This window comes from Pseudolysinimonas sp. 10J20-29 (assembly GCF_055809595.1).
The window spans coordinates 846,900-867,553 of sequence record NZ_CM147917.1 but is presented as its reverse complement, the minus strand read 5'-3'; the positions used below and the strand labels follow the sequence as shown (position 1 = coordinate 867,553).

Genomic DNA, 20,654 nt, shown 5'->3' with positions numbered 1-20,654 from the left:
CTCAGCCTGCGACCGGCGGGGCGACGCTGTCGGCGTCAACGACGTCGACCAGCTCCGGGATCCAGCTGTCGCCGTCGGCGACGAGTCGGGCCTGGAACATCGGCTGGATGACCGCGTGGTCCTCCGCGCGGATGGTCGTGCTGCCCTTCGGGCCGTCGAAGGTCCAGCCCTCGAGCGCCGCGATCATGGCGTCGACGTCGTCGCCGCCCTCGCGGATGGCCTGGACGATCATCTGCGCCGCGACGAATCCGTCGGGGCTGAAGAGGTCCGCAGTGCCGCCAGCGGCTTCGATGCTCTCGATCATGGCCGCCTCGACGTCGGTGCCTGCGGCTCCGCCGAAGTAGTGGTTCAGGAAGTTGAGCTGGTCGCTCGCCGCGCCGTACGCACCGTAGGTGGAGACGTCACCGAGACCGGTCACGACGGTGGTCGCGTCGAAGACGCCCTGCTGCGTGAGGGCCTCCCACATCGCGCCCGAGGTGGCACCGGCCCAGGCGACGAACACGAGGTCCGGCGAGGCGTCGATGATCTGCTGCGCGAAAGGCGTGAACTCGGTCGCGTCCTCCGGAACCAGCACGCTGGAGACGTTCGCTCCGGCGGCGCCGAGGACGGCGTCGACACCGGCGAGGTTGCCCTGGCCGAAGGCGGTGTCCTGAGCGAAGACGAGGATGTCCTGGCCGGCCGGGTCACCGATGAAGGTTCCCGCGGTGGCGACGTCCTGGTAGGTCTGGCGACCCGAGCGGAAGGTGTAGCCGTTGACGCCGGTGATGGCGTCGGCGGCGGCCGGGCCCGAGATGTAGAGCACCTGGTTCTGGTCCGCCTGCTCGGCGACCGCGAGCGCGACGCCCGAGGAGACCGTGCCGGCGATGATCTTGAAGCCCTGGCCGATGAAGTCCTTGGCCGCGCTCACCGCCTTGTCGGCGTCGGCGGCGTCGTCCGCGTACTCGATGTTGAGTTCGCGGCCGTCGACCGTGCCGGTGCCGTCGGTGGCGTAGTCGAGGCCGGCTTCGAAGCCGGCGAGGTAGGACGCCCCGTAGGCCGCAAGCGGTCCGGTCTCGGAGGTGATGATGGCGATGTCGATCGGGGTCTCGCCGGAGTTGTCCGGGGTGTCGGACGTGGGCGCACAGCCCGCAAGGGCAAGCGCGGCGATGCTGATGATCGCCGGCGCCAGCAACTTCTTTGTTACTCGCATGGTGGAACCTTTCCTGCTGCCGTAGAAGGATTGCAAAAACCTGACAGGTGGTTCAGGTATCAGTCAGCCTAGGAATCGACCCCGCCGAAGTCAAGACGGCGCGCGCACGGAAACGGCGGACTCCCCGAGGGGAGCCCGCCGTTTTCGCGGTCGCGACTAGAAGATGCTCACCGGGTTCACGATGTCGGCGAAGATCAGGAACACGCTCATGAGCGCCAGCACCGTGGTGATCGTCAGCGTCACGGGGATCAGCTTCGCCGTGTCGACAGGGCCCGGATCGGGGCGCCCGAAGAGCTTGGCGAGCCCGCGGCGGATCGACTCCACGATCGCGCCCGCGACGTGACCGCCGTCGAGCGGCATCAGCGGAATCAGGTTGAACAGGAACAGCGCCAGGTTCAGCCCGCCGAGCAGTTCGATCATGCCCGCGGCGCGATCGACCACCGGGATCGTGTCGAGGCTCGCGATCTCGCCCGCGATGCGGCCGACGCCGACGATGCCCACCGGCCCGTTCGGGTCGCGCTCGGTGCCCGAGAACGTCGAGACGGCAAGGTCGTAGAGGCGCCCGGGCAGGGTGATGATGACCTCCCCCACCGCGACGGCGCGATCCCAGACCGCTGGAATGACGGCGGTGACCGGCTCGGTCACCCGTTCGTAGGCGGGCGAGATGCCGACGAAGCCGACCGGCTCCAGCACCGGATCTCCGCTCGCATCGAGCACGACCTCACCGGCGTCGTCGAAGGTGTAGCGCTCGGTGAGGATCGGCGTCACGCTCAAATCGGTCTCGGCGCCGTCGCGCAGCACCACGAACGAGATGGTCTCGTCGGGGTGCGCGCGGATGATCTCGGTCGCCTCGGTCCAGTCGGCGACCGCGACCCCGTCGACCTCGACGATCTCGTCCCCGGGCAGCAGTCCGGCCGCCGCGCCGGGCGCCGCCGGATCGGTGTCGAGGCACTCCTGCCGCTCGCTGGTGATCGGCAGCACACAGGCGGAGACGCTGCCCACGGTGGTGCTCACCTGCGGGATACCGAAGCCGCTGTAGACGATCCCGAAGAACAGGATCGCCAGCAGCAGGTTCATCGCCGGGCCGCCCAGCATGACGATGATGCGCTTCCAGGTCGCCAGCTTGTAGAAGGCGCGGTGATGGCCGTCCTCGAGCCCGTCGAGGGAGGCCTCGCGCGCCTCGGCGATCATGGTGCTGCCACGCCGTGCGGGGGCATCCGCCTCCTGCATGACGGTGTCGAAGAAGCCGGTGCTCGCGGTGCGCGCGCGGCCGCCGGGCTTGGCGGGCGGGAACATCCCCGCCATCGAGATGTAGCCGCCGAGCGGGATGGCCTTCACGCCGTACTCGGTCTCGCCGAACTTCTTCGACCACAGCGTCGGCCCGAAGCCGATCATGTACTGGCCGACCTTGACGCCGAACTTCTTCGCCGGCACCAGGTGCCCGACCTCGTGCAGGCCGATCGAGAGCATCAGGCCGACGAGCAGGATCAGCACGCCGAGCGCGTAGAGCAGGACCGTTTCCACGCGCTCAGGCTAATGCGCCCGAGCCGCGAATTGCCCGCAAACGCGCCCATACATTGTTCTGCAATGTATAGTTCCTCAAGGTATCGAGGGAGAGTCTTGCGAATCGACAAGGACCTGGTGGCGGCGATCGCCACCCCGCTCGTGCTCGCGATCCTGAGCGAGGGCGAGAACTACGGCTACGCCATCCTCCGCCGGGTGACCGAGCTCTCCGGCGGCGAACTCGAATGGACCGACGGCATGCTCTACCCCCTGCTCCACCGGCTGCACCGGCTCGGCTACGTCACGAGCGAGTGGCGCAGCTCCGACGAAGGTCGGCGGCGCAAGTACTACGCGATCACCTCCGACGGCCGCCGCGCCCTGGGCGAACAGCGCTCGCAGTGGGCGACCGCCTCGGGCGCGCTGGAACGCGCCTTCGGCCGCCTCGACTTCGGCCTGGGTTCGGCGGTGACCGCGTGAGCGCCGCACTCGAGGCCCGGATCGCCGAATGGCGCGCCTTCGCCACCCGCGGCCGCGCCGTCGATGCAGTCGATGCCGAGGAGCTCGAGTCGCACCTGCGCGACTCGATCGACGCGCTTTGCGAGGCCGGGCTCGACGACGACGAGGCGTTCCTCGTCGCCGCGAAGCGCCTCGGCGCGCTCGACCCGATCTCCCGCGAGTTCGCGCGCGTGCACAGCGCCCGGCTCTGGAAGCAGCTCGTGCTCTCCGGGGTCGGGCCGGAGGCGGCGGCGGCCAGTCGCGCTCGGCGACACGAGCTTCTCGTCGTGGTGACCTTCGCCCTTGGCGCGGCGGTGCTCGTGCAGCTTCTTCGCTTCGGAACCGGCGCCGGCAGCGCAGACTCCCCGTATGGAGCCGAGGGGTTCCGGTGGTTCAGCGGGCTGTTGCCCGCCGTGCTCACGACGCCCGTCGTCGGCTATCTCGCCTGGCTGCGGCGTCTGAGCCCCGCCGAGATCGCGGCGCCCGCGGCGCTCGTGACGGTGACCACCCTCGCTCTGCTCATCCCGCCCTTCGATCTCGGCGGCCTCACAGCTCCCGTCGCCGCGATCCACTCCCCGGTCGTGCTCTGGTTCGCCGTCGCGCTGACCTATCTCGGAACCGAGTGGAGGTCGTCAGAGCGCCGCATGGACGTCGTTCGCTTCACCGGCGAGTTCGCGATCTACGTCGTGCTCATCGTGCTCGGCGGCGGAGTGCTGTTCGGCCTGACGAGTGTCATCATCGGGGCGATCGCGCCGGATGCGGTGTCCGAACTGGGGGCATGGATCCTTCCCTCCGGGGGCGCGGCCGCGCTCGTGGTGGCGGCCTGGCTGGTGGAATCGAAGCAGAGCGTGATCGAGAACATCGCGCCCGTGCTGACGGCCATCTTCACGCCGCTGTTCGCGGTGATGCTCGCCATCTCGGCGGCGCTCTACGCCGCCTTCGGAATCGGTCGCGACTTCGACCGCGAGCTGCTCGCCACCTTCGACGTCGTGCTGGTGGTGGTGCTCGCTCTGGTGCTCTACGGCCTCTCGGCCCGGCGTCCTGAGACAGCCTCGAGAGTGATGGATGTGCTGCGCCTCGTCGCGATTGCGGCAGCCCTGGCGCTCGACGCTCTCGTGCTGGGGTCGATGTTCGCCCGCATCGGCGAGTTCGGCTTCACCCCGAACCGCGTCGCGGCGCTCGGGCTCAACGTGCTGCTCTTCGCCAACCTCGCGGTCGCCGCGGGCCTCGGAATCCGCGCGCTTCGAGGCCGGGGAGCTCCGGCCTCCCCGGAGCGCTGGCAGACCGGCTACCTGCCGGTGTTCGGTGCGTGGGCGCTGCTCATGGTCGTGGTGCTCCCGCCGCTGTTCGGCTACGCGTAAACCGGGGTGAGCCGGCGTGCAGGTCCAACGGCTGCGCGGACTCAGCCCGCGAGCAGGGCGTCGGCGCGCTCGCGCGCCCAGCGCTCCGCCTCGAGCACCGTCTCCAGGCTCAGCTCGGACTCCGGCTGGTGCGCCTCCACGACGCGCTCGACGGTGTCGAGGATGTCGAGGAACCCGATGACGCCCGCGTGGAACGCCTCGACCGCCTGCTCATTGGCGGCGTTGAACACCGCGGGGAACGTGGCCCCCGCCGTGCCGACGCGCTTGGCGAGCGCGACCGCCGGAAACGCCTCCTCGTCGAGGGGCGCGAACTCCCACGTGGAGGCCGTCGTCCAGTCGAGCGGAACTCCGACACCGGCCACCCGGTGCGGCCAGTCGAGGCCCAGTGAGATCGGCAGTCGCATGTCGGGCGGCGAGGCCTGCGCGATCGTCGAGCCGTCGACGAACTCGACCATCGAGTGCACGATCGACTGCGGGTGCACCGTGACCGCGATCCGGTCGTAGGGCACGTCGAAGAGCAGGTGCGCCTCGATCACTTCGAGGCCTTTGTTGACGAGCGTGGCCGAGTTGGTGGTGATGACCTTGCCCATGTCCCAGGTGGGGTGAGCGAGCGCCTCCGCGGGCGTCACCTCGCGCAGCTGATCGCGGCTGCGACCGCGGAACGGACCCCCGGATGCGGTGAGCACCAGACGGGCGACCTCGGCATCCGTCCCCGAGCGCAGCGCCTGCGCGATCGCGGAGTGCTCGGAGTCGACGGGCACGATCTGCCCGGGCTTCGCGAGCGCCTTCACGAGCGGGCCGCCGACGATCAGGCTCTCTTTGTTGGCAAGAGCGAGCGTCGCCCCGGTCTCGAGCGCGGCGAGCGTCGGCGCGAGCCCGACCGAGCCGGTGATGCCGTTGAGCACGACGTCGGCGGGGGTGTCGCGCACCAGCTGAACAGCTTCGTCGACCCCGAGGGCAGTGCGCTCGACGCCGGTCGCGAGCACCTGCTCGGCGAGCTTCTCCTTGTTGCGGCCGGCGGCGAGCCCAACTAACTCGAAGCGGTCGGGGTTCGCGGCGATCACCTCGAGCGCCTGGACTCCGATGGAGCCGGTGGACCCGAGGACGATGACGCGGCGCATCACGTCAGGCTACGCGCTGCGAACCCCGCAGCGCGCGCCCGACGCGCGTCCGGAGATCAGGATGCGGACTGCGTGGCGAGGATGTCGACGACGAAGACGATGGTGTCGTCCTCCTCGATGCCCGCACTGTCGTTGCCGCCGCTCGGGCCGTAGCCGAGGTCGGCGGGGATGATCACGACGACCTGCGAGCCGACGGCCTGGCCGACGAGCGCGTCGCCGAAGCCCTCGATCACGCCCTCGGTCGAGAAGCTCGTCGGGCCGCTCCCCCAACTCTCGTCGAAGATCTCGCCGGTGCGCCAGTTGATGCCCTGGTACTGGACCGTGACGGTGTCGCCCTCGGCGACCACGGTGCCGTCGCCCACGCGCGTGAGCGCGATCGTCAGCTCGTCGGGGGCGTCCTCGTCGCCGATCGTGACCGTCGGGCGGCCGTCCTCGTCGAACTCCACCGAGAGCGGGAAGTCCTCGGGCAGGTCCTGCTCCTCGCCGTCGGCGGCCGTCGCCACGACGTCGACGACGTTGACGACGAAGATCACCGAGTCGCCGGCCGCGATGCCGAAGTCGGCGTAGCCGCTGTCGCCGAAGGCGTCCTCCGAGGACACGACGCTCGCGATGCGGTCGCCGACGTGCGCGCACTCGACGGTCTTCACGATGCCGGCCAGCGTGACGGCCTCATCGACGGTGAGCTGGATCGACTCGCCCGTGCCGAAGCCGGTCGAGGTGGCCAGCTCGCCGGTGACGGCGTTGTAGAGCGTGAAGTCGAGCAGCGCGAGGCTGCCGCTCTCCACCAGGTCGCCGTCGCCCTCGCTGACGATCGTGCGCTCGGTGGCGTCGACCGAGACCGGGGAATCGATCGTGACCGTCGGCTCTTCGCCGAAGTTCCCGACGACCGAGATCGCGTCCGAGGCCGAGCCGGAGGCGACTCCGACGCAGGAGCCGTCTCCCGTGCTCGTCTCGGTATCGGTGGTGGTCGCGGTGCAGCCCGCGAGAACGAGCGCGCCAACGCTCAGAGACAGAATGGGCACAGCGAAACGCACGGGACTCCTCGGGTTGGTTTCGTTCATCCTCGTGCAGAAAGCTATGTTCGCGCTGTACGCCCCGCTGGCGGGCGCGAACTACGCTGGGTGGTATGGAATTCAGCGTCCCGCAGCAGCGCAAGCTCGTCAGCGAACTCCCCGGCCCGAAGTCGATCGCGCTGCAGGAGCGCCGCGTGGCGAGCGTGTCGCGCGGAGCGGGAACGCTCGCGAACATCTACATGGACCACGGCGCGGGCGCGATCCTCGTCGACGTCGACGGCAACCAGCTGATCGACCTCGGCTGCGGAATCGGCGTCACCACGATCGGCCACGCGCATCCGGAGGTCGCCGAGGCCGCCTACGAGCAGTCCAAGAAGCTCACCCACACGCTGTTCACGGTAACGCCGTACGAGAACTACGTCGCCGTCGCCGAGAAGCTCGCCGAGATCACCCCCGGCGACTTCGAGAAGCACTCGATCCTCGTCAACTCGGGCGCGGAAGCGGTCGAGAACGCCGTCAAGATCGCCCGCAAGTACACCGGGCGCCGCGCGATCGTCTCGCTCGACCACGCCTTCCACGGCCGCACCAACCTCACGATGGCGATGACCTACCGCCCCTGGCCCGAGCGCGCCGGCATGGGCCCGTTCCCCGGCGAGCTGTACTCGGTGCCGGTCAGCTACCCGTTCCGCGACGGGCTCTCCGGCGAGGAGGCCGCCGCCAAGACGATCGACTACATCACGACCCACATCGGGGCGAGCGAGGTCGCGGCCTTCTTCGTCGAGCCGATTCAGGGCGACGGCGGCATCGTCATCCCCGCCCCCGGCTACTTCGCCGCCATCAAGGCGTTCTGCGAGGAGAACGGCATCGTCTTCGTCGCCGACGAGATCCAGGCCGGCATCGCCCGCACCGGCACCTGGTACTCGATCGAGCACCACGGCGTCGTGCCCGACCTGGTCACCACCGCGAAGGGCATCGCGGGCGGCTTCCCGCTCGCCGCCGTGACCGGCCGGGCCGAGATCATGGATGCCGTGCAGCCCGGCGGCATCGGCGGCACCTTCGGCGGCAACCCCGTCTCGACCGCGGCCGCCCTCAAGGTGTTCGAGATCATCGAGCGCGACAACCTGCTGGGCGAGGCGCTGCGTGTCGAGCGCGCGCTCCAGGCGCGCATCGGCGACTGGGCCGAGAAGTTCGACATCGTCGGCGAGGTGCGCGGCAAGGGCGCCATGTTCGGCGTCGAACTGGTGAAGCCCGGCACGCGCGAGCCGAACCCGGAGGCGCTCAGCGCGGTGCTGAAGTTCGCGCTCGCCCGCGGCGTGATCCCCCTGGATGCCGGAAGCTGGGACTCGGTGCTGCGCATCATGCCGAGCGTCGTGATCAGCGAGGAGCTCATCGACGACGCCGCGACGGTGCTCGAAGAGGCCTTCGCCTCGCTCGCCTGACCGATCATGAGCACGACCCTGTCGCCAGCCTCCGGGCGGCACCGTCAGTCGCGGCGCTCGCCCTGGATCTCCCTGATCGCCTCGCTCAGCGTGATCGCCATCGCGGCGATCGTCATCGCGCCGTGGGATGCGCAGCGGCGCCAGGCGATCGCCGACCAGATCACCGTCTGGACGAATCCGCCGAGCGCCGAGATCGAGGCGATCGCCGATGCGACGCTGCTCACCGAGGACGCCCGCCGCGTGTTCTTCGCGAGCCTTCCGACGATCGAGTCGGCCGAGACCTTCAACGAGCACTGCTCGATCGAGGGCTCGACCGTCCTCGGCTGCTACGCGGCGGAGCGCATCTACGTCTTCGACGTGACGGATGAGCGGCTCGCCGGCACCGTCGAGGTGACGGCAGTCCACGAGCTCATGCACGCGCTCTACGATCGGCTCCCCCGCTCCGAGCGGGAGCGCGTGGATGCCCTGGTGGCGGCGGCGGTCGCCGAGATCCCGGAGGCCGACCCCGTGCGCGAGGTGCTCGCCACCTACGCGGACTCGCAGCTGGCCGACGAATGGCACGCGCGGCTGGCGACCGAGTTCGCCGACCTGAGCCCCGAGCTCGAGGAGCACTTCGCGCAGTACTTCGAGGACCGCCAGCTCATCGTCGACCTGAACGTGCAGTCGCGCGCGGCGCTGACCGAGCTGGAGGTGCAGATCGACGACCTGGTCGCCCAGATCGACGAGCTCGGGGCCGACCTGGAGGTGCGCGGCGACCAGTACGAGCAGCAGCTCGCGGCGCTCAACGCGGAGATCGAGGACTTCAATCGGCGCGCCGACGACGGCGAGTTCGAGAGCCAGGAGCAGTTCAACTCGGAACGCGCGGCGCTGCTCGCCCGCAGCGACGCCCTCGAGGCCGACCGCGTCGCGCTCAATGCCGACACCGAGCGCTACAACGCCCTCGTGGCCGAGCTGAACGCGCTCGACACGCGCTACACCGACCTGTATTCGCAGTTGGACAGCACACAGGCACCGCCGAGCGTCGAGGATTAACCGGCAAAGCGTCGTACGATCGGGTCACGACCTTCGAAGGAGAAGCGATGAGCGACAAGATCTTGGGCAGACTCAGCGGCGGACCGCTCGGCGGTCAGACGCTGCCGCTCTCGGCGACGACGCTCGCCGAGGTCGATGACGAGCTGATCCTGCCCTGGGAGCAGGGACAGCTGATCTACCGTCGCGCGGGCGAGGCCGAGAACACCGGACCGCACGATGGACCCACGATGGTGCCGTTCCGCTACGACGCCGAGAACTCGGCGAACCCCGCCCCCGAGGACTAGGCCCGCACCACGAGCTGAGGCTCGTGGTGCACCGGGAAGTTCACCGAGTTGGCGATGAAGCACAGCGCGTTCGCCTCCGCGTGAAGCGCCCGCGCTCTCTCCGGATCACCCGCCGAGATCGTCACGACCGGCCGCAGCACGACCTCGCGAAAGCGCCCCGCGCCGTCCGGGTCGACCACGAGGGTGCCCGAGGCCTCATCCTCGTACTCCTCGACCACCACGCCCGCGGCCGTCGCCACGTAGAGGTAGCTCAGCATGTGGCACTGGCTGAGCGCCGCGATGAGCTCCTCCTCGGGATTCCAGCGCGCCGCATCCCCGTGGAAGACGCGCGCGCTCGACGCCTCGAGCGCCGGCTTGCCGGCCGCAGAGACACGATGCTCGCGGCCGAAGCCTCGCGCCGAGCGGGTGCCCTCGCCCCGGTTTCCGGTCCACTCGACGGAAACCGCAAACTCGTGTGCGTTTTTCACCGGAATCCCTCTTTTCGGCGCGTTCTTGTTGCGCTTTTCGTGCATCTTCGTCGCGCCCGGAGTCGTAGGATCTGAGCATGAGCGAGACGCTGTCCTCCCCCACGCTAGCCCCGGTGCCGACCACGCGGCGCGTCGTCACGGCCATTCCCGGGCCGCGGTCCGCGGAGCTGGAGGAGCGACGCCGCGCGGTGGTCTCGGCGGGCGTCTCCTCGGCGCTTCCCGTCTACATCGCGCGCGCCCACGGCGCGATCCTCGTCGATGTCGACGACAACGCGCTGCTCGACCTCGGGGGCGGCATCGGCGTGACCACGATCGGCCACACCGACGACGCCGTCGTGGCCGCCGCGCGTGAGCAGCTCGGCGATGTCACCCACACGCTGTTCACCATCACGCCCTACGAGGAGTACGTGCGGGTCGCCGAACTGCTCGCCGAGCACACCCCCGGCGACTTCGCCAAGAAGACCGTGCTGGTCAACTCGGGCGCCGAGGCGGTCGAGAACGGCGTCAAGATCGCCCGCAAGTTCACGGGGCGCTCCGGGGTCGCCGTGCTCGAGCACGCCTACCACGGTCGCACCAACCTCACCATGGCGATGAACTTCAAGGCCATGCCCTACGCGCTCGGCTTCGGGCCGTTCGCGGGCGACGTCTACCGCGCCCCCAACTCCTACCCGCTGCACGACGGACTCACCGGCGAGCAGGCGGCGGCCCGCACGATCTCGTACCTGGAGAAGACGGTCGGGGCGAGCGACCTCGCCTGCCTCGTCGTCGAGCCCATCCAGGGCGAGGGCGGCTTCGTCGTGCCCGCCGAGGGCTACCTGCCGGCGCTGCAGGAGTGGTGCACCGCCAACGACATCGTGTTCATCGCCGACGAGATCCAGTCCGGCATGGCGCGCACCGGGCGCTACTTCGCCAGCGAGCACTTCGGGCTGGTGCCCGACCTGGTGCTGTCGGCCAAGGGCATCGCGGGCGGGCTGCCGCTCGCCGGGGTGACCGGCCGTGCCGAGATCATGGATGCCGCCCAGCCCGGCGGCCTCGGCGGCACCTTCGGCGGTAACCCGGTCGCCTGCGCCGCGGCGATCGCCGTCTTCGACCGCATCGAGCGCGACGATCTGCTCGCCGAGGCGACGCGCATCGAGGGCGTGCTGCTGCCGGCGCTGCGCGAGCTGCAGTCGCGCTTCCCCGTCATCCGCGAGGTGCGCGGCATCGGCGCGATGATCGCGATCGAGCTCGCCGACCCCGAGACCGGCGCCCCCAATGCGGCCGCCGTCGGCTCGCTCGTGGCGTTCGCCGCCCAGCAGGGCGTGCTGCTGCTCTCGGCCGGCACCTACGGGAACGTGCTGCGCATGCTGCCGTCGCTCGCGATCACGAACGAGCAGCTGCGCGACGCCCTCGGCGTGCTCGAGGAGGGCCTCGCCGCGCTGTAACCCGCGCGCCTCCGCACCCCGCGCCTCCCGGCGCGTCCCGCGCGCCCTCCTCCGCGCACCTCTCCGCACCTCTCCGCAAAGTCGGAGATTCGGCGGGTCTGTCCACGACTCGTGGCCGAGACACCGGATTCTCCGACTTTGCGCGATCCGGCCGCGACAGCACGCTCAGTCGTAGAGGGAGGCGACGGCCTCACGGAACGCGATCGTGTGCCGCGCGACGTCGTCGCTCGTGGTCGCCGGGCACATCAGCGCCATGTTGTGGAACGGCGTGATCAGGATCCCGCGGTTCAGCGCGTGCAGGTGCAGGTACTGCTGCAGCTCGAAATCGTCGGCGTCGGCCGCCTCGCGTCCGTCGCGCGGCGGCGTCGGCCGGAAGCTGTACTCGGCGCGGCAGCCGAGCTGGGTCACCTGCCAGCGCGCCCCGAACTCGTCGATCGCCGCCTGCACGCCCTCGGTCCACTCCCGGGCCCGCTCGATCATGCCCGGGTAGACCTCCGGGGTCAGCACCTCGCCGAGGGTGGCGCGGATCCCCGCCATCGACAGCGCGTTGCCGGCGAGCGTGCCGCCGACCCCGCCCACGTCGAGGTCCTCGCGACCCTCGCCGCGCCAGTGCAGGCTCTCGCTCACCCGATCGGCCAGCTCGTCGGTCATTCCCCAGGCCGCAGCCGGGATGCCTCCGCCGATGGTCTTGCCGACCACGACCACGTCGGGTCGCAGTCCGTCGCGCGCGGTCATCCCGCCGGGCCCCGCGCACAGCGTGTGGGTCTCGTCGATGACGAGCACCGTGCCGGTCTCGTCGCACGCCGCGCGCACCGCCTCGTGCCAGCCGGCCTCGGGCAGCACGATGCCGATGTTGGTGAGCGCCGGTTCGATCAGCACGACGGCGATCTCCCGCGTGGCGAGCGCCGCCTGGATCGCCGGCACGTCGTTGAAGGGAACCACGACCGTCGTCTGAGCCGGGTCGACGGGCGGACCGATGTTGCCGCGCCGCGAGACGACGTGCCCCTCATCGTCAAGCGTCGCGTAGGCCTCGTCGACGGTGCCGTGGTAGCAGAAGTCGATCACGAGCACCCTGCCGCGCCCGGTCGCCTGACGCGCGTAGCGCAGCACGTGCCGGTTGGCGTCCGTCGCGCTCAGCGTGAACTGCCAGCGCGGCAGACCGAAGCGCTCCGCGAGCAGGCCCGCGGCCGCCGCGGCGTCGGCGGTCGGCAGCATGAAGGTGGACCCGCGACGCAGCTGCGCGGTGATCGCGGCGACCGACTTCTCGGGCGCGTGCCCGACCATCGCGCCGGTGTCGCCGAGACACAGGTCGACATGGTCGATCCCGTCGGCGCACTCGAAGTGCGCCCCCGCAGCCGAGACGACGTAGGGCGGCCACGGGCCGGGCCACTTCGCCATCCAGAGCATCGGAACCCCGTCGGGCAGGTGCTCGCGCCCCGCCTCCCAGAGCCGTTTCGATTCGGGGCGCGCCTCGGCGTAGCGCGCGAGCTCCTCCTCGAACAGTCGCGCGAGCCGGTCCCGATCGGCGTACATGGCGTCAGCCGGTCTTGGCGAGCTTCTTGCGCCGCGCCGCGGCGGAGAGCTGCGCGGCCACCACCAGGATGATCGCCGTGAAGAACACCGCCGAGGCGATGACGTTCGCCTGCGCGGGGATGCCGCGCGCGGCCGCCGTGTAGACGTACTTCGGGAAGGTCACGGCGGCACCCGAGTTGAAGTTCGTGATGATGAAGTCGTCGAAGCTCAGCGCGAAGGAGAGCAGCGCGGCCGCGATGATGCCCGGCAGCAGCAGCGGGAAGGTGATGCGCCAGAACACCTGGCCGGGGCTCGCATACAGATCGCGCCCCGCCTCCTCGAGCGCCGGGTCGAGGCTCGCCACGCGGGCGCGCACCGTGACGACGACGAAGCTGATGCAGAACATCGTGTGGGCGATGATGATCGTGAGCAGCCCCTTCGGGATGCCCGCCGAGAGGAACTGCGCGGCCAGGCCCGCGCCGAGCACCACCTCGGGCGTCGCCATCGGCAGGAACAGCAGCAGCGTCGTCGCCGCGCGGAACCGGAAGCGGTAGCGCACGAGCGCGATGGCCATCGCGGTGCCGAGCGTCGTCGCGGCGATCGTCGCCGCGCCTCCGACCAGGATGCTGTTGCCGAAGGCGACGCACACCTCCTCCTGGTCGCAGACGTTCAGCCAATTGTCGAAGGTGAAGCCGCGCCAGACGATGTTGGTGCGCCGCACGTCGTTGAACGAGAACACGATCGTGTAGGCGATCGGGATCAAGAGGAACACCAGCGCCATGATCGAGTACGCGCCGAGGCCCCACTTGCCCACGCCGAGCCGGAATGGGCGGCGGGTCGCGGTGCGACGCACGGGGGTCGAGGTGCTCACAGCAGGTCCTCCGTTCCGCTCCGGCGCACGTAGGCGCTGACGAGCACGAGGATGGCGGCCATCAGCACGATCGACAGCGCCGCGGCGGCCGGGAAGTTCTGCAGCACGAGGAAGTTCGCCTCGATGACGTTTCCGATCATGACCGTGTCGGTCGAGCCGAGGAAGTCTCGGCTCGCGTTGATGTAATCGCCCGCCGCGGGGATGAACGTCAGCAGGGTGCCCGAGATCACGCCGGGCAGCGACAGCGGCAGCGTGACGCGCACGAAGGTGCTCGCCGGGCTCGCGTAGAGGTCACCGCCGGCCTCGACGTAGCGCAGGTCGAGCCGCTCAAGCGACGTGTAGATGGGCAGGGTCATGAACGGAATGAAGTTGTAGGTCAGACCGAAGATGACCGAGAACGGCGTGCCGGTGATGTAGTCCCCCGGCGCGATCAGCGACAGCGCCTGCAGCGCGCCCACGACCACGCCCTCATCGGAGAAGATCTGCTTCCAGGCGAGCGTGCGCAGCAGGAAGCTGATGAAGAACGGGGCGATCACGAGCGTCAGCGCGAGGGCCTGCCAGAGCGGGAATCGCCGCAGCTTGACGCCGATGAAGTACGCAAGCGGGTACCCGATGATGAGCGCGAACACCGTCGCCGTCGCGGCATAGCCGAACGAGCGGATGATGACCGGCCAGTACGTGTCGAGAACGGTGACGTAGTTCTCCCACTTGAAGGCGTAGTCGTACTGCCCGATGTCGCCGAACTCGCGGGGCGCCTGGAGGCTCGTCAGGATGAGCGAGAACAGCGGCACCAGGAAGAACAGCAGCAGGTAGAACGCTCCCGGCAGCAGCAGGAAGAGCGCGATCGGACTGCGCCGCCGCACCGCCGGTTCGGCGGTGCTGGTGGGCGTCCCGGCGAAGGCTCCGAAGGCCATCGTCAGGCCTTCCCGAGCTCCGCCTCGAGCCGCTGGCGCTGCTGCAGCGCGATCGACTTGGTGTCGTCATCGGGGTCGAAGCGCCGAAGATCGGCCGGGTCGTCGGCGAGGCCGAATCCGTGCTCGACGTTCCAGGTCACCCACACCTCGGCGCCGTCGTGCACGGCCGGACCGAATCCCATGTTCTGCGCGAAGGCGACGATGTTGCCGACGCCGGGGATGCCGATCTGGTACTGCGTGCTGACGCCCGAGAACGAGACATCGTTGACGCGTCCCGGACCGAGCATGTTCACGCCGGCCTTCTCGGCGGGCTCCTTCGAGTGCACCGTCAGCTTCTCCGGTCGCACGCCGATCGTCACCTCGCCCGTGTGTCGCTGGGCGCGCGAGGTCGGGGTGCTGATCTTGCGCCCGGCGACGTCGACGACGATGGTGTCGCCGGCGGAGGCGGTGACCGGGCCGCTGAACAGGTTCGACTGCCCGAGGAAGTTCGCCACGAACGCCGTCGTCGGCAGCTCGTAGAGCTCCTCCGGCGCGCCCATCTGCTCGATGCGGCCCTTGTTCATGACCGCGATCGTGTCGGCCATGGTCATGGCCTCCTCCTGATCGTGGGTCACGTGAAGGAAGGTGAGGCCGACATCCTCTTGGATGTCCTTCAACTCGATCTGCATCTGCCGACGCAGCTTCAGGTCGAGCGCGCCGAGCGGCTCGTCGAGCAGCAGCAGGGCGGGACGGTTCACGACCGCGCGCGCGAGAGCGACACGCTGCTGCTGCCCGCCCGAGAGCGAGGCCGGCCGGCGCTGCGCGAGGTGATCGAGTTCGACCAGACGCAGGGCCTCGTGGGCGAGCCCCATCGCGTTCTCGATCCGGCGGCGCTTCAGGCCGAAGGCCACGTTCTCGATGATCGACATGTGCGGGAAGAGCGCGTAGCTCTGGAACACGGTGTTCACCGGACGGCGGTAGGTCTTGACGTGGGTCACGTCGTTGCCGCCGATCAGGATCTGACCCGAGGTCGGCTCCTCGAGCCCCGCGATGAGGCGCAGGGTCGTCGTCTTGCCGCAGCCGGACGGGCCGAGCAGGGCGAAGAACGACCCTGCCGGGATCATCAGATCGAGCTCTTCGATCGCCGTGAAACCGGGGAACCGCTTGCTGACGCCGACCAGTTCGAGGTCGGCGCCCGATTCGGCGAAGGTGCTCGCCATGGTCGTCTCGCGCCCGCCCTCGGCCTAGGCGCCCAGCAGGACGGCCTGGAAGGCGCTGTCGAACGACTGCTCCTCCGCGGACGTCAGGCCCCGGAACACCTTGACCTGGGAGAGCGTCTCGGCGTTCGGGAAGATCAGCTGGTCTTCGGCGAGGTCCGGGTCGATCGCGAGCATGGCCTCCTGCGCGCCCTCGACGGGGGTGATGTAGTTCACCCACGCCGCGACCTCGGCCGCGACCTCGGGCTCGTAGTAGTAGTTCATGAGCGTCTCGGCGTTGGTCTTGCGGGTCGAGCCGATCGGGATCATGAAGTTGTCGTTCCAGAGGGTTCCGCCGCCCTCGGGGATCATGAACTCCCACTTGTCGCCGGCCTCGTAGTTGATGACCGTGATGTCGCCCGACCAGCAGATCGCCACGAGGGTGTCCTCGTTGACCAGGTCGTCGAGGTAGGAGTTGCCGGCCACGTTGCGGATCTGGCCGTTCGTGATCTGCTCGCGGAACACATCGAGCGCCGCCTGGAACTGGTCCTCGGTGAAGTCGCTCGAGATGTCGACGCCCTGCTCGCTCATGATGACGCCGATCGTGTCGCGCATCTCGCTCAGCACGCCGACGCGGCCCTTGAACTCCGGCTTCCAGAGGTCGGAGACGGTGCGGATGCCCTCCGGCACGCGCTCCTTGTTCCAGGCGATGCCCGCGAACCCGCCCTGCCACGGCAGCGAGTTGGTGCGGCCCGGGTCGAAGCTCACGTCGACGAGGCTCGGGTTCAGGTTGGCCTTGTTCGGGATGTTGGCGTCGTTCAGCGCCTGCGTGTAGCCGAGGCGGATCCAGCGGTTGCACATCCAGTCGGTGAGGCAGACCAGGTCGGCGCCGATGTCGCGGCCCAGCACCAGCTGGTCGCGCACCTTCGCGTAGTAGGTGTTGTTGTCGTCGATGTCGACCAGGTAGTTGACGGCGATCCCGGTCTCGGCGATGAACGCGTCGAGGGTGGGGTTGTTGCCGTCGTCGTCCTCGTCGAGGTAGGCGGGCCAGTTCGCCCAGTTGAGGGTCGGGTCGTTCGCGGAGTTGTCGGTCGCCGCGGTCGGCGCCTCGGTGCCGGACGGCGTGCACGCGGCGAGCGCGAGGGCGGTGGCGCCGGCCCCGGCGCCCGCGAGAACCGCGCGGCGGCTCAGCTGCGAGCGGCGCGCCTGCGCAACCAGTTGGCGGATGATCGGGTCTTCGGGAAGCGGCCGAGTCATGACGGGGATCTCCTCACAAATCACGCGAATATCGTCGGCGCTGGCGCCGTGTTCCGATACTGGCACAGCGGGTTCCGCGAGGGAACGGAAATCGCGCAAAACCTCCATTCCGAAACATACATTTCACGAAATCCGCGCTCTGCTCCGAAAATAATTGCGGAATCCGTGGCGCCCCCGGGCTACGCTGAAGCCATGAAGGTCGGGGTTCCGAGCGAGATCAAGAACAATGAGTTCCGCGTGGCCATCACTCCCGCGGGCGTCCATGAGCTCACCAGTCACGGTCACGAGGTCACGGTGCAGAGCGGCGCGGGCCTCGGCTCGTCCATCACCGACGACGACTTCCGCGGCGCGGGGGCGCGCATCGCCGAGGATGCGGCGACCGTATGGAACGAGTCGGAGCTCATCCTCAAGGTGAAGGAGCCGATCGAGTCCGAGTACGGCTACTTCCGGCCCGACTTGACGATCTTCGCCTACCTGCACCTCGCCGCTGAGCGCGAGCTCACCGAGGCGCTCATGGCCAGCGGCATCACCGCGATCGCCTACGAGACCGTGCAGCTGCCGAACCGCGCGCTCCCCCTGCTCGCCCCGATGAGCGAAGTGGCGGGCCGTCTCGCTCCGATCGTCGGCGCCAACGCGATGATGAGCCCGCAGGGCGGACCGGGGATCCTGGTTCCCGGCGTCCCCGGCACGCGGTCCGCCGAGGTGGTCATCCTCGGCGGCGGCGTCGCGGGCACCAACGCGGCGGCGGTGAGCGTCGGTCTCGGCGCCCGAGTCACGATCCTCGACACCAATATCCAGCGCCTGCGGGAGCTCGACGCGCTCTACGCGGGCCGCGTCCGCACCACGGTCTCCAACCGGTTCGAGATCGAACTCGCGGTCAGCGAGGCCAACCTCGTGATCGGCTCGGTGCTCGTCCCCGGCGCCAAGGCGCCGAAGCTGGTCAGCAACGAGCTCGTCTCGCGCATGAAGCCCGGGAGCGTGCTCGTCGACATCGCCGTGGATCAGGGCGGCTGCTTCGAGGACAGCCACCCGACGACGCACGCCGATCCCACGTTCCGGGTGCACGAGTCGCTCTTCTACTGCGTCGCGAACATGCCCGGCGCCGTCGCGCACACCTCGACCTACGCGCTGACCAACGCGACGATGCCGTACGCGGCGACGCTCGCGAACCTCGGCTGGCGCGAGGCGCTGCGGCGCGACCCGGCGCTTGCGCTCGGGCTCAACGTGCACGCGGGCAGCCTGGTCACCGAACCGGTCGCCGTCGCTCACGGGCTGCCCTCGACCCCGCTGGCGTCAGTCCTCGCCTAGCCGGACCCGGCGCACCTCGCCGCCCTCGACCAGCCACCACTCCTCGACGTCATCGGCGAGGCTCGGCGACGCGAGCGGCGGCGGCACGGCCCGCACCCGGGTCAGCTGGCGCAGCTCCGACACCGGGACGCTCCGGTCCACCAGAAATCGCAGCTCCCGGCGCGCGAGCGCCAGCAGCGCCCATGACGCGTTCCAGTCGTCGGCGTCGCCGATGAGCGCCGCTCCTCCGTCGCGCACGGTGACGGCCGCGTCGGGAACGGCGGCGAGCTCCGAGAGCTCACGGACCGGCCATCCGAGCGCCTGCCACGCCGCCCGGCACGCGCGCACGCGGGGCGTCACGACCGCGATGCCGCGCTCGTCCGGCACGCGCAGGGTCTCCGGCTCGCGCGTCCCGCGCTGCGCCAGTTCGGCGAGGAGGCGCTCGGCGTCGCCCTCGGGCCGTGCAACCTGAATCGCGGACCCGTCCCACCATCCCGCGCCCGGCGGCGGCGCGGGATCGAAGCTGGCGGCGGGCAGCCCCGCGAGCAGATGGTCCTCGCGACTCGCCTGGCGCAGCACGAGCCGCGCGGTGATCGCGCCCGCCACCCCGTGCAGCGCCCCCGCGAGACGCGACACCGCGAGCGCCACGCCCGTGCCGGTGCGCGCCGCGTCGCGGGTGAGCCGGGTCACCTGGCCGAGGAACTCGACCGCCTGCTCGGGCGGGAAGGACTCGAGCAGCACATCGAGATCGTCGATGACGACCAGTCGGCCCAGCCGGCTCGCATCCGAGACGACGGCGTCCAGGCACGCCCACGCCTCGGCGGGCACGACGGGCACGACGACCACCCCGCCGGGGGCCGACCGCTGCGCCTCCTCGGCGAGCGTCGCAAGCACCGTCGTGCGGCCCGAGCGCGGCGCACCGATCACCAGCAGCGCGCCGTGGTCCGCAGGGCGGTACACCGCGCACTCGTGCGTCGCGCGCTCCACGCGATCGAACGAGCCCGAGCGCGAGCTCGAACCCGCCGCCCGGGGCGCCCGGGGCGCCCGGGGCGCGATGGGTCTCGTCCCGCGAGAGCGTCGCGGGGAGCGGATCGCTCCACGGCCGCAGCCCCGGCGGTCGCGCGGATGCGCTGCGCCGGACGGTCTCGACATCCCCACGGGACGTCAGCGCGAGCTGGATCTCGCGCTCGCCCCGCGCGTCCTTGAGGATGGCGCGTCCGCGCGGGGCGGAGGCGAGCCGCGCTGCGCTCTCGGTTCCGAGCACCGCCGCGGACTCGGCGCGGTCGGTCACGCGCAGCGCGAGCTTCAGGGTGACGTTGGCGAGGATCCCCTCGCGCACGACCCCGGTCGGGCGCTGGGTGCACAGGATCAGGTGCACGCCGAGCGAGCGCCCCCGCGCCGCCAGATCGATGAACACGGCGTGCAGTTCGGGATGGTCGGCCACCACGGCGGCGTACTCGTCGACGACGACGACCAGGCGGGCGAGGCGCCCCGGCGGCACCTCGGCGATGCTCCGTGCCTCCGCCTCGGCGAGGATCCGCTCGCGTCGCCGCAGCTCGGCGCGCAGCCCGTGCATGGCCCGACGCGCCCGGCGAGCGTCCAGATCGGTCACGACCCCCGCGACGTGCGGCAGCCCGGCGAGCGGCTCGAAGGTCGCGCCGCCCTTGAAGTCGATCAGCACGAACGCCAGCTCCACGGCCGTGTGCGTGGCGCAGAGCGCAAGCACCCACGACACGAGAGCTTCGCTCTTGCCCGAGCCCGTGGTTCCCGCGATCAGCGCGTGCGGACCGTCCTCGTCGAGGTCGACCGCGATCGGTCCGGATTCGGCGACGGCGAAGATCGCGGCCAGCCCGCGATGCCCGGCCGCCTCGCGGTGGGCGGGCGCCAGCTCGGCGAAGGCCAGCATCTCCGGCATCAACGCGTAGCGGGGCGCCAGGTCGTGACGTGCGGCGAGCGTCGCGAGCGCGCGCGCACGCCGCCGGGCCTCGAGCTGGGTGAGCGCCTCGACGCGCAGGCCGCGCACCTCCGGGCCACCGCGCATCAGCTCCGCGGCGCCGAGCTCGTCGAGCCGCACGACGGCGGCGAGGTCGCCGAACGGCGTGGCGTCGCCGGGCGCGTCGCTCTCGCCCGCCCACCGCACCACGACCTCGGCGCCGCCCTCGCGATCGGTCGCGTGGAAGCGGAACGCCGCCTCGCCGTCATGGCGATGCTCGTGCGGCAGCTCGCGTATCCAGCTCTCCTCCTCGGGTGACACCAGGCCCCAGCGCACCGGCGACAGCCGAGCGGCGAGCTGCGTGGCCAGCTCGCGCG

Annotated in this window: 18 protein-coding genes and 1 pseudogene; 7 read left to right on the top strand and 12 right to left on the bottom strand. The window is 70.3% G+C overall.

What is annotated here, in order from left to right; genetic code table 11:
* Position 1 precedes the first annotated feature (1 nt).
* Both AC0L6Y_RS04255 and AC0L6Y_RS04250 read right to left on the bottom strand, forming a co-directional pair.
* Positions 2-1,189 (bottom strand): substrate-binding domain-containing protein, encoded by a 1,188-nt coding sequence (locus AC0L6Y_RS04255; protein WP_473556170.1) that lies wholly within the window; start codon positions 1,187-1,189, stop codon positions 2-4.
* A 156-nt stretch (positions 1,190-1,345) separates the two neighbouring features.
* Positions 1,346-2,713, bottom strand: a complete 1,368-nt coding sequence (locus AC0L6Y_RS04250) for a M50 family metallopeptidase (protein ID WP_473556166.1) — start codon at positions 2,711-2,713, stop codon at positions 1,346-1,348.
* Positions 2,714-2,809: 96 nt separating this feature from the next.
* On the opposite strand from AC0L6Y_RS04250, the gene AC0L6Y_RS04245 reads away from it, so the two are divergent.
* Together AC0L6Y_RS04245 and AC0L6Y_RS04240 are read left to right on the top strand one after the other, a co-directional pair.
* A complete protein-coding gene (locus AC0L6Y_RS04245; protein WP_473556161.1) occupies positions 2,810-3,169 on the top strand; it encodes a PadR family transcriptional regulator in 360 nt (119 codons plus the stop codon).
* Entirely contained in the window at positions 3,166-4,548 is a 1,383-nt protein-coding gene (locus AC0L6Y_RS04240) for a permease prefix domain 1-containing protein (protein WP_473556158.1), read from the top strand. The genes AC0L6Y_RS04245 and AC0L6Y_RS04240 overlap by 4 nt, the downstream gene beginning before the upstream one ends.
* A 41-nt stretch (positions 4,549-4,589) precedes the next feature.
* On the opposite strand, the gene dxr is transcribed toward AC0L6Y_RS04240, so the two are convergent.
* Positions 4,590-5,669: a 1-deoxy-D-xylulose-5-phosphate reductoisomerase gene (gene dxr, locus AC0L6Y_RS04235; RefSeq protein WP_473556154.1), complete on the bottom strand. Its 1,080-nt coding sequence runs from the start codon at positions 5,667-5,669 to the stop codon at positions 4,590-4,592.
* A 56-nt stretch (positions 5,670-5,725) separates the two neighbouring features.
* On the bottom strand, positions 5,726-6,691 hold the full coding sequence (locus tag AC0L6Y_RS04230; RefSeq protein ID WP_473556148.1) for an FKBP-type peptidyl-prolyl cis-trans isomerase: 966 nt from the start codon (positions 6,689-6,691) through the stop codon (positions 5,726-5,728).
* A gap of 104 nt (positions 6,692-6,795) precedes the next feature.
* On the opposite strand from AC0L6Y_RS04230, the gene AC0L6Y_RS04225 reads away from it, so the two are divergent.
* From AC0L6Y_RS04225 to AC0L6Y_RS04215, 3 genes are read left to right on the top strand one after another with little or no spacing between them, the layout of a single operon-like run.
* Positions 6,796-8,121, top strand: a complete 1,326-nt coding sequence (locus AC0L6Y_RS04225) for an aminotransferase class III-fold pyridoxal phosphate-dependent enzyme (RefSeq protein WP_473556144.1) — start codon at positions 6,796-6,798, stop codon at positions 8,119-8,121.
* Between the two features lie 6 nt (positions 8,122-8,127).
* On the top strand, positions 8,128-9,153 hold the full coding sequence (locus AC0L6Y_RS04220; protein ID WP_473556141.1) for a hypothetical protein: 1,026 nt from the start codon (positions 8,128-8,130) through the stop codon (positions 9,151-9,153).
* A gap of 47 nt (positions 9,154-9,200) precedes the next feature.
* Positions 9,201-9,437: a response regulator gene (locus AC0L6Y_RS04215; protein ID WP_473556137.1), complete on the top strand. Its 237-nt coding sequence runs from the start codon at positions 9,201-9,203 to the stop codon at positions 9,435-9,437.
* Here AC0L6Y_RS04215 and AC0L6Y_RS04210 read toward each other — a convergent pair.
* On the bottom strand, positions 9,434-9,904 hold the full coding sequence (locus tag AC0L6Y_RS04210) for an OsmC family protein (protein ID WP_473556133.1): 471 nt from the start codon (positions 9,902-9,904) through the stop codon (positions 9,434-9,436). The two genes, AC0L6Y_RS04215 and AC0L6Y_RS04210, sit on opposite strands and share 4 nt — an antisense overlap.
* 77 nt (positions 9,905-9,981) lie before the next feature.
* Here AC0L6Y_RS04210 and gabT point away from each other — a divergent pair, with 77 nt between their 5' ends.
* Entirely contained in the window at positions 9,982-11,328 is a 1,347-nt protein-coding gene (gene gabT / locus AC0L6Y_RS04205) for a 4-aminobutyrate--2-oxoglutarate transaminase (protein ID WP_473556128.1), read from the top strand.
* Positions 11,329-11,493: 165 nt separating this feature from the next.
* Here gabT and AC0L6Y_RS04200 read toward each other — a convergent pair whose 3' ends face one another.
* From AC0L6Y_RS04200 to AC0L6Y_RS04180, 5 genes are all read right to left on the bottom strand, one after another.
* Positions 11,494-12,861: a transaminase gene (locus tag AC0L6Y_RS04200; protein ID WP_473556121.1), complete on the bottom strand. Its 1,368-nt coding sequence runs from the start codon at positions 12,859-12,861 to the stop codon at positions 11,494-11,496.
* 4 nt (positions 12,862-12,865) lie between these two features.
* A complete protein-coding gene (locus AC0L6Y_RS04195; RefSeq protein ID WP_473558248.1) occupies positions 12,866-13,621 on the bottom strand; it encodes an ABC transporter permease in 756 nt (251 codons plus the stop codon).
* An 86-nt stretch (positions 13,622-13,707) separates the two neighbouring features.
* Positions 13,708-14,625, bottom strand: coding sequence for an ABC transporter permease (locus AC0L6Y_RS04190; RefSeq protein ID WP_473556117.1), 918 nt, complete (start codon positions 14,623-14,625; stop codon positions 13,708-13,710).
* A 2-nt stretch (positions 14,626-14,627) separates the two neighbouring features.
* Positions 14,628-15,824 (bottom strand): ABC transporter ATP-binding protein, encoded by a 1,197-nt coding sequence (locus tag AC0L6Y_RS04185; protein WP_473556112.1) that lies wholly within the window; start codon positions 15,822-15,824, stop codon positions 14,628-14,630.
* A gap of 24 nt (positions 15,825-15,848) precedes the next feature.
* Positions 15,849-17,057 carry an ABC transporter substrate-binding protein gene (locus AC0L6Y_RS04180; RefSeq protein WP_473556108.1) on the bottom strand — a complete coding sequence of 403 codons (1,209 nt, stop codon included), beginning with the start codon at positions 17,055-17,057 and terminating at the stop codon, positions 15,849-15,851.
* A 192-nt stretch (positions 17,058-17,249) separates the two neighbouring features.
* Between AC0L6Y_RS04180 and ald the strand changes: the two genes are divergently transcribed.
* Positions 17,250-18,365 carry an alanine dehydrogenase gene (ald, locus tag AC0L6Y_RS04175; RefSeq protein WP_473556105.1) on the top strand — a complete coding sequence of 372 codons (1,116 nt, stop codon included), beginning with the start codon at positions 17,250-17,252 and terminating at the stop codon, positions 18,363-18,365.
* Here the strand turns inward: ald and AC0L6Y_RS04170 are convergent.
* Entirely contained in the window at positions 18,351-19,304 is a 954-nt protein-coding gene (locus AC0L6Y_RS04170) for a hypothetical protein (protein WP_473558649.1), read from the bottom strand. The genes ald and AC0L6Y_RS04170 overlap by 15 nt on opposite strands.
* 313 nt (positions 19,305-19,617) lie before the next feature.
* Positions 19,618-20,250 (bottom strand): annotated as a pseudogene (locus tag AC0L6Y_RS04165) (FtsK/SpoIIIE domain-containing protein); the annotation flags it as partial.
* Positions 20,251-20,654 lie beyond the last annotated feature (404 nt).

Coding starts and splice junctions, on each gene's coding strand:
- AC0L6Y_RS04255 (WP_473556170.1), bottom strand. CDS start 1,189: ATGCGAGTAACAAAGAAGTTGCTGGCGCCGGCGATCATCAGCATCGCC.
- dxr (WP_473556154.1), bottom strand. CDS start 5,669: ATGCGCCGCGTCATCGTCCTCGGGTCCACCGGCTCCATCGGAGTCCAG.
- AC0L6Y_RS04225 (WP_473556144.1), top strand. CDS start 6,796: ATGGAATTCAGCGTCCCGCAGCAGCGCAAGCTCGTCAGCGAACTCCCC.
- AC0L6Y_RS04220 (WP_473556141.1), top strand. CDS start 8,128: ATGAGCACGACCCTGTCGCCAGCCTCCGGGCGGCACCGTCAGTCGCGG.
- AC0L6Y_RS04215 (WP_473556137.1), top strand. CDS start 9,201: ATGAGCGACAAGATCTTGGGCAGACTCAGCGGCGGACCGCTCGGCGGT.
- gabT (WP_473556128.1), top strand. CDS start 9,982: ATGAGCGAGACGCTGTCCTCCCCCACGCTAGCCCCGGTGCCGACCACG.
- AC0L6Y_RS04200 (WP_473556121.1), bottom strand. CDS start 12,861: ATGTACGCCGATCGGGACCGGCTCGCGCGACTGTTCGAGGAGGAGCTC.
- AC0L6Y_RS04195 (WP_473558248.1), bottom strand. CDS start 13,621: ATGGCGCTGGTGTTCCTCTTGATCCCGATCGCCTACACGATCGTGTTC.
- AC0L6Y_RS04190 (WP_473556117.1), bottom strand. CDS start 14,625: ATGGCCTTCGGAGCCTTCGCCGGGACGCCCACCAGCACCGCCGAACCG.
- AC0L6Y_RS04185 (WP_473556112.1), bottom strand. CDS start 15,824: ATGGCGAGCACCTTCGCCGAATCGGGCGCCGACCTCGAACTGGTCGGC.
- AC0L6Y_RS04180 (WP_473556108.1), bottom strand. CDS start 17,057: ATGACTCGGCCGCTTCCCGAAGACCCGATCATCCGCCAACTGGTTGCG.
- ald (WP_473556105.1), top strand. CDS start 17,250: ATGAAGGTCGGGGTTCCGAGCGAGATCAAGAACAATGAGTTCCGCGTG.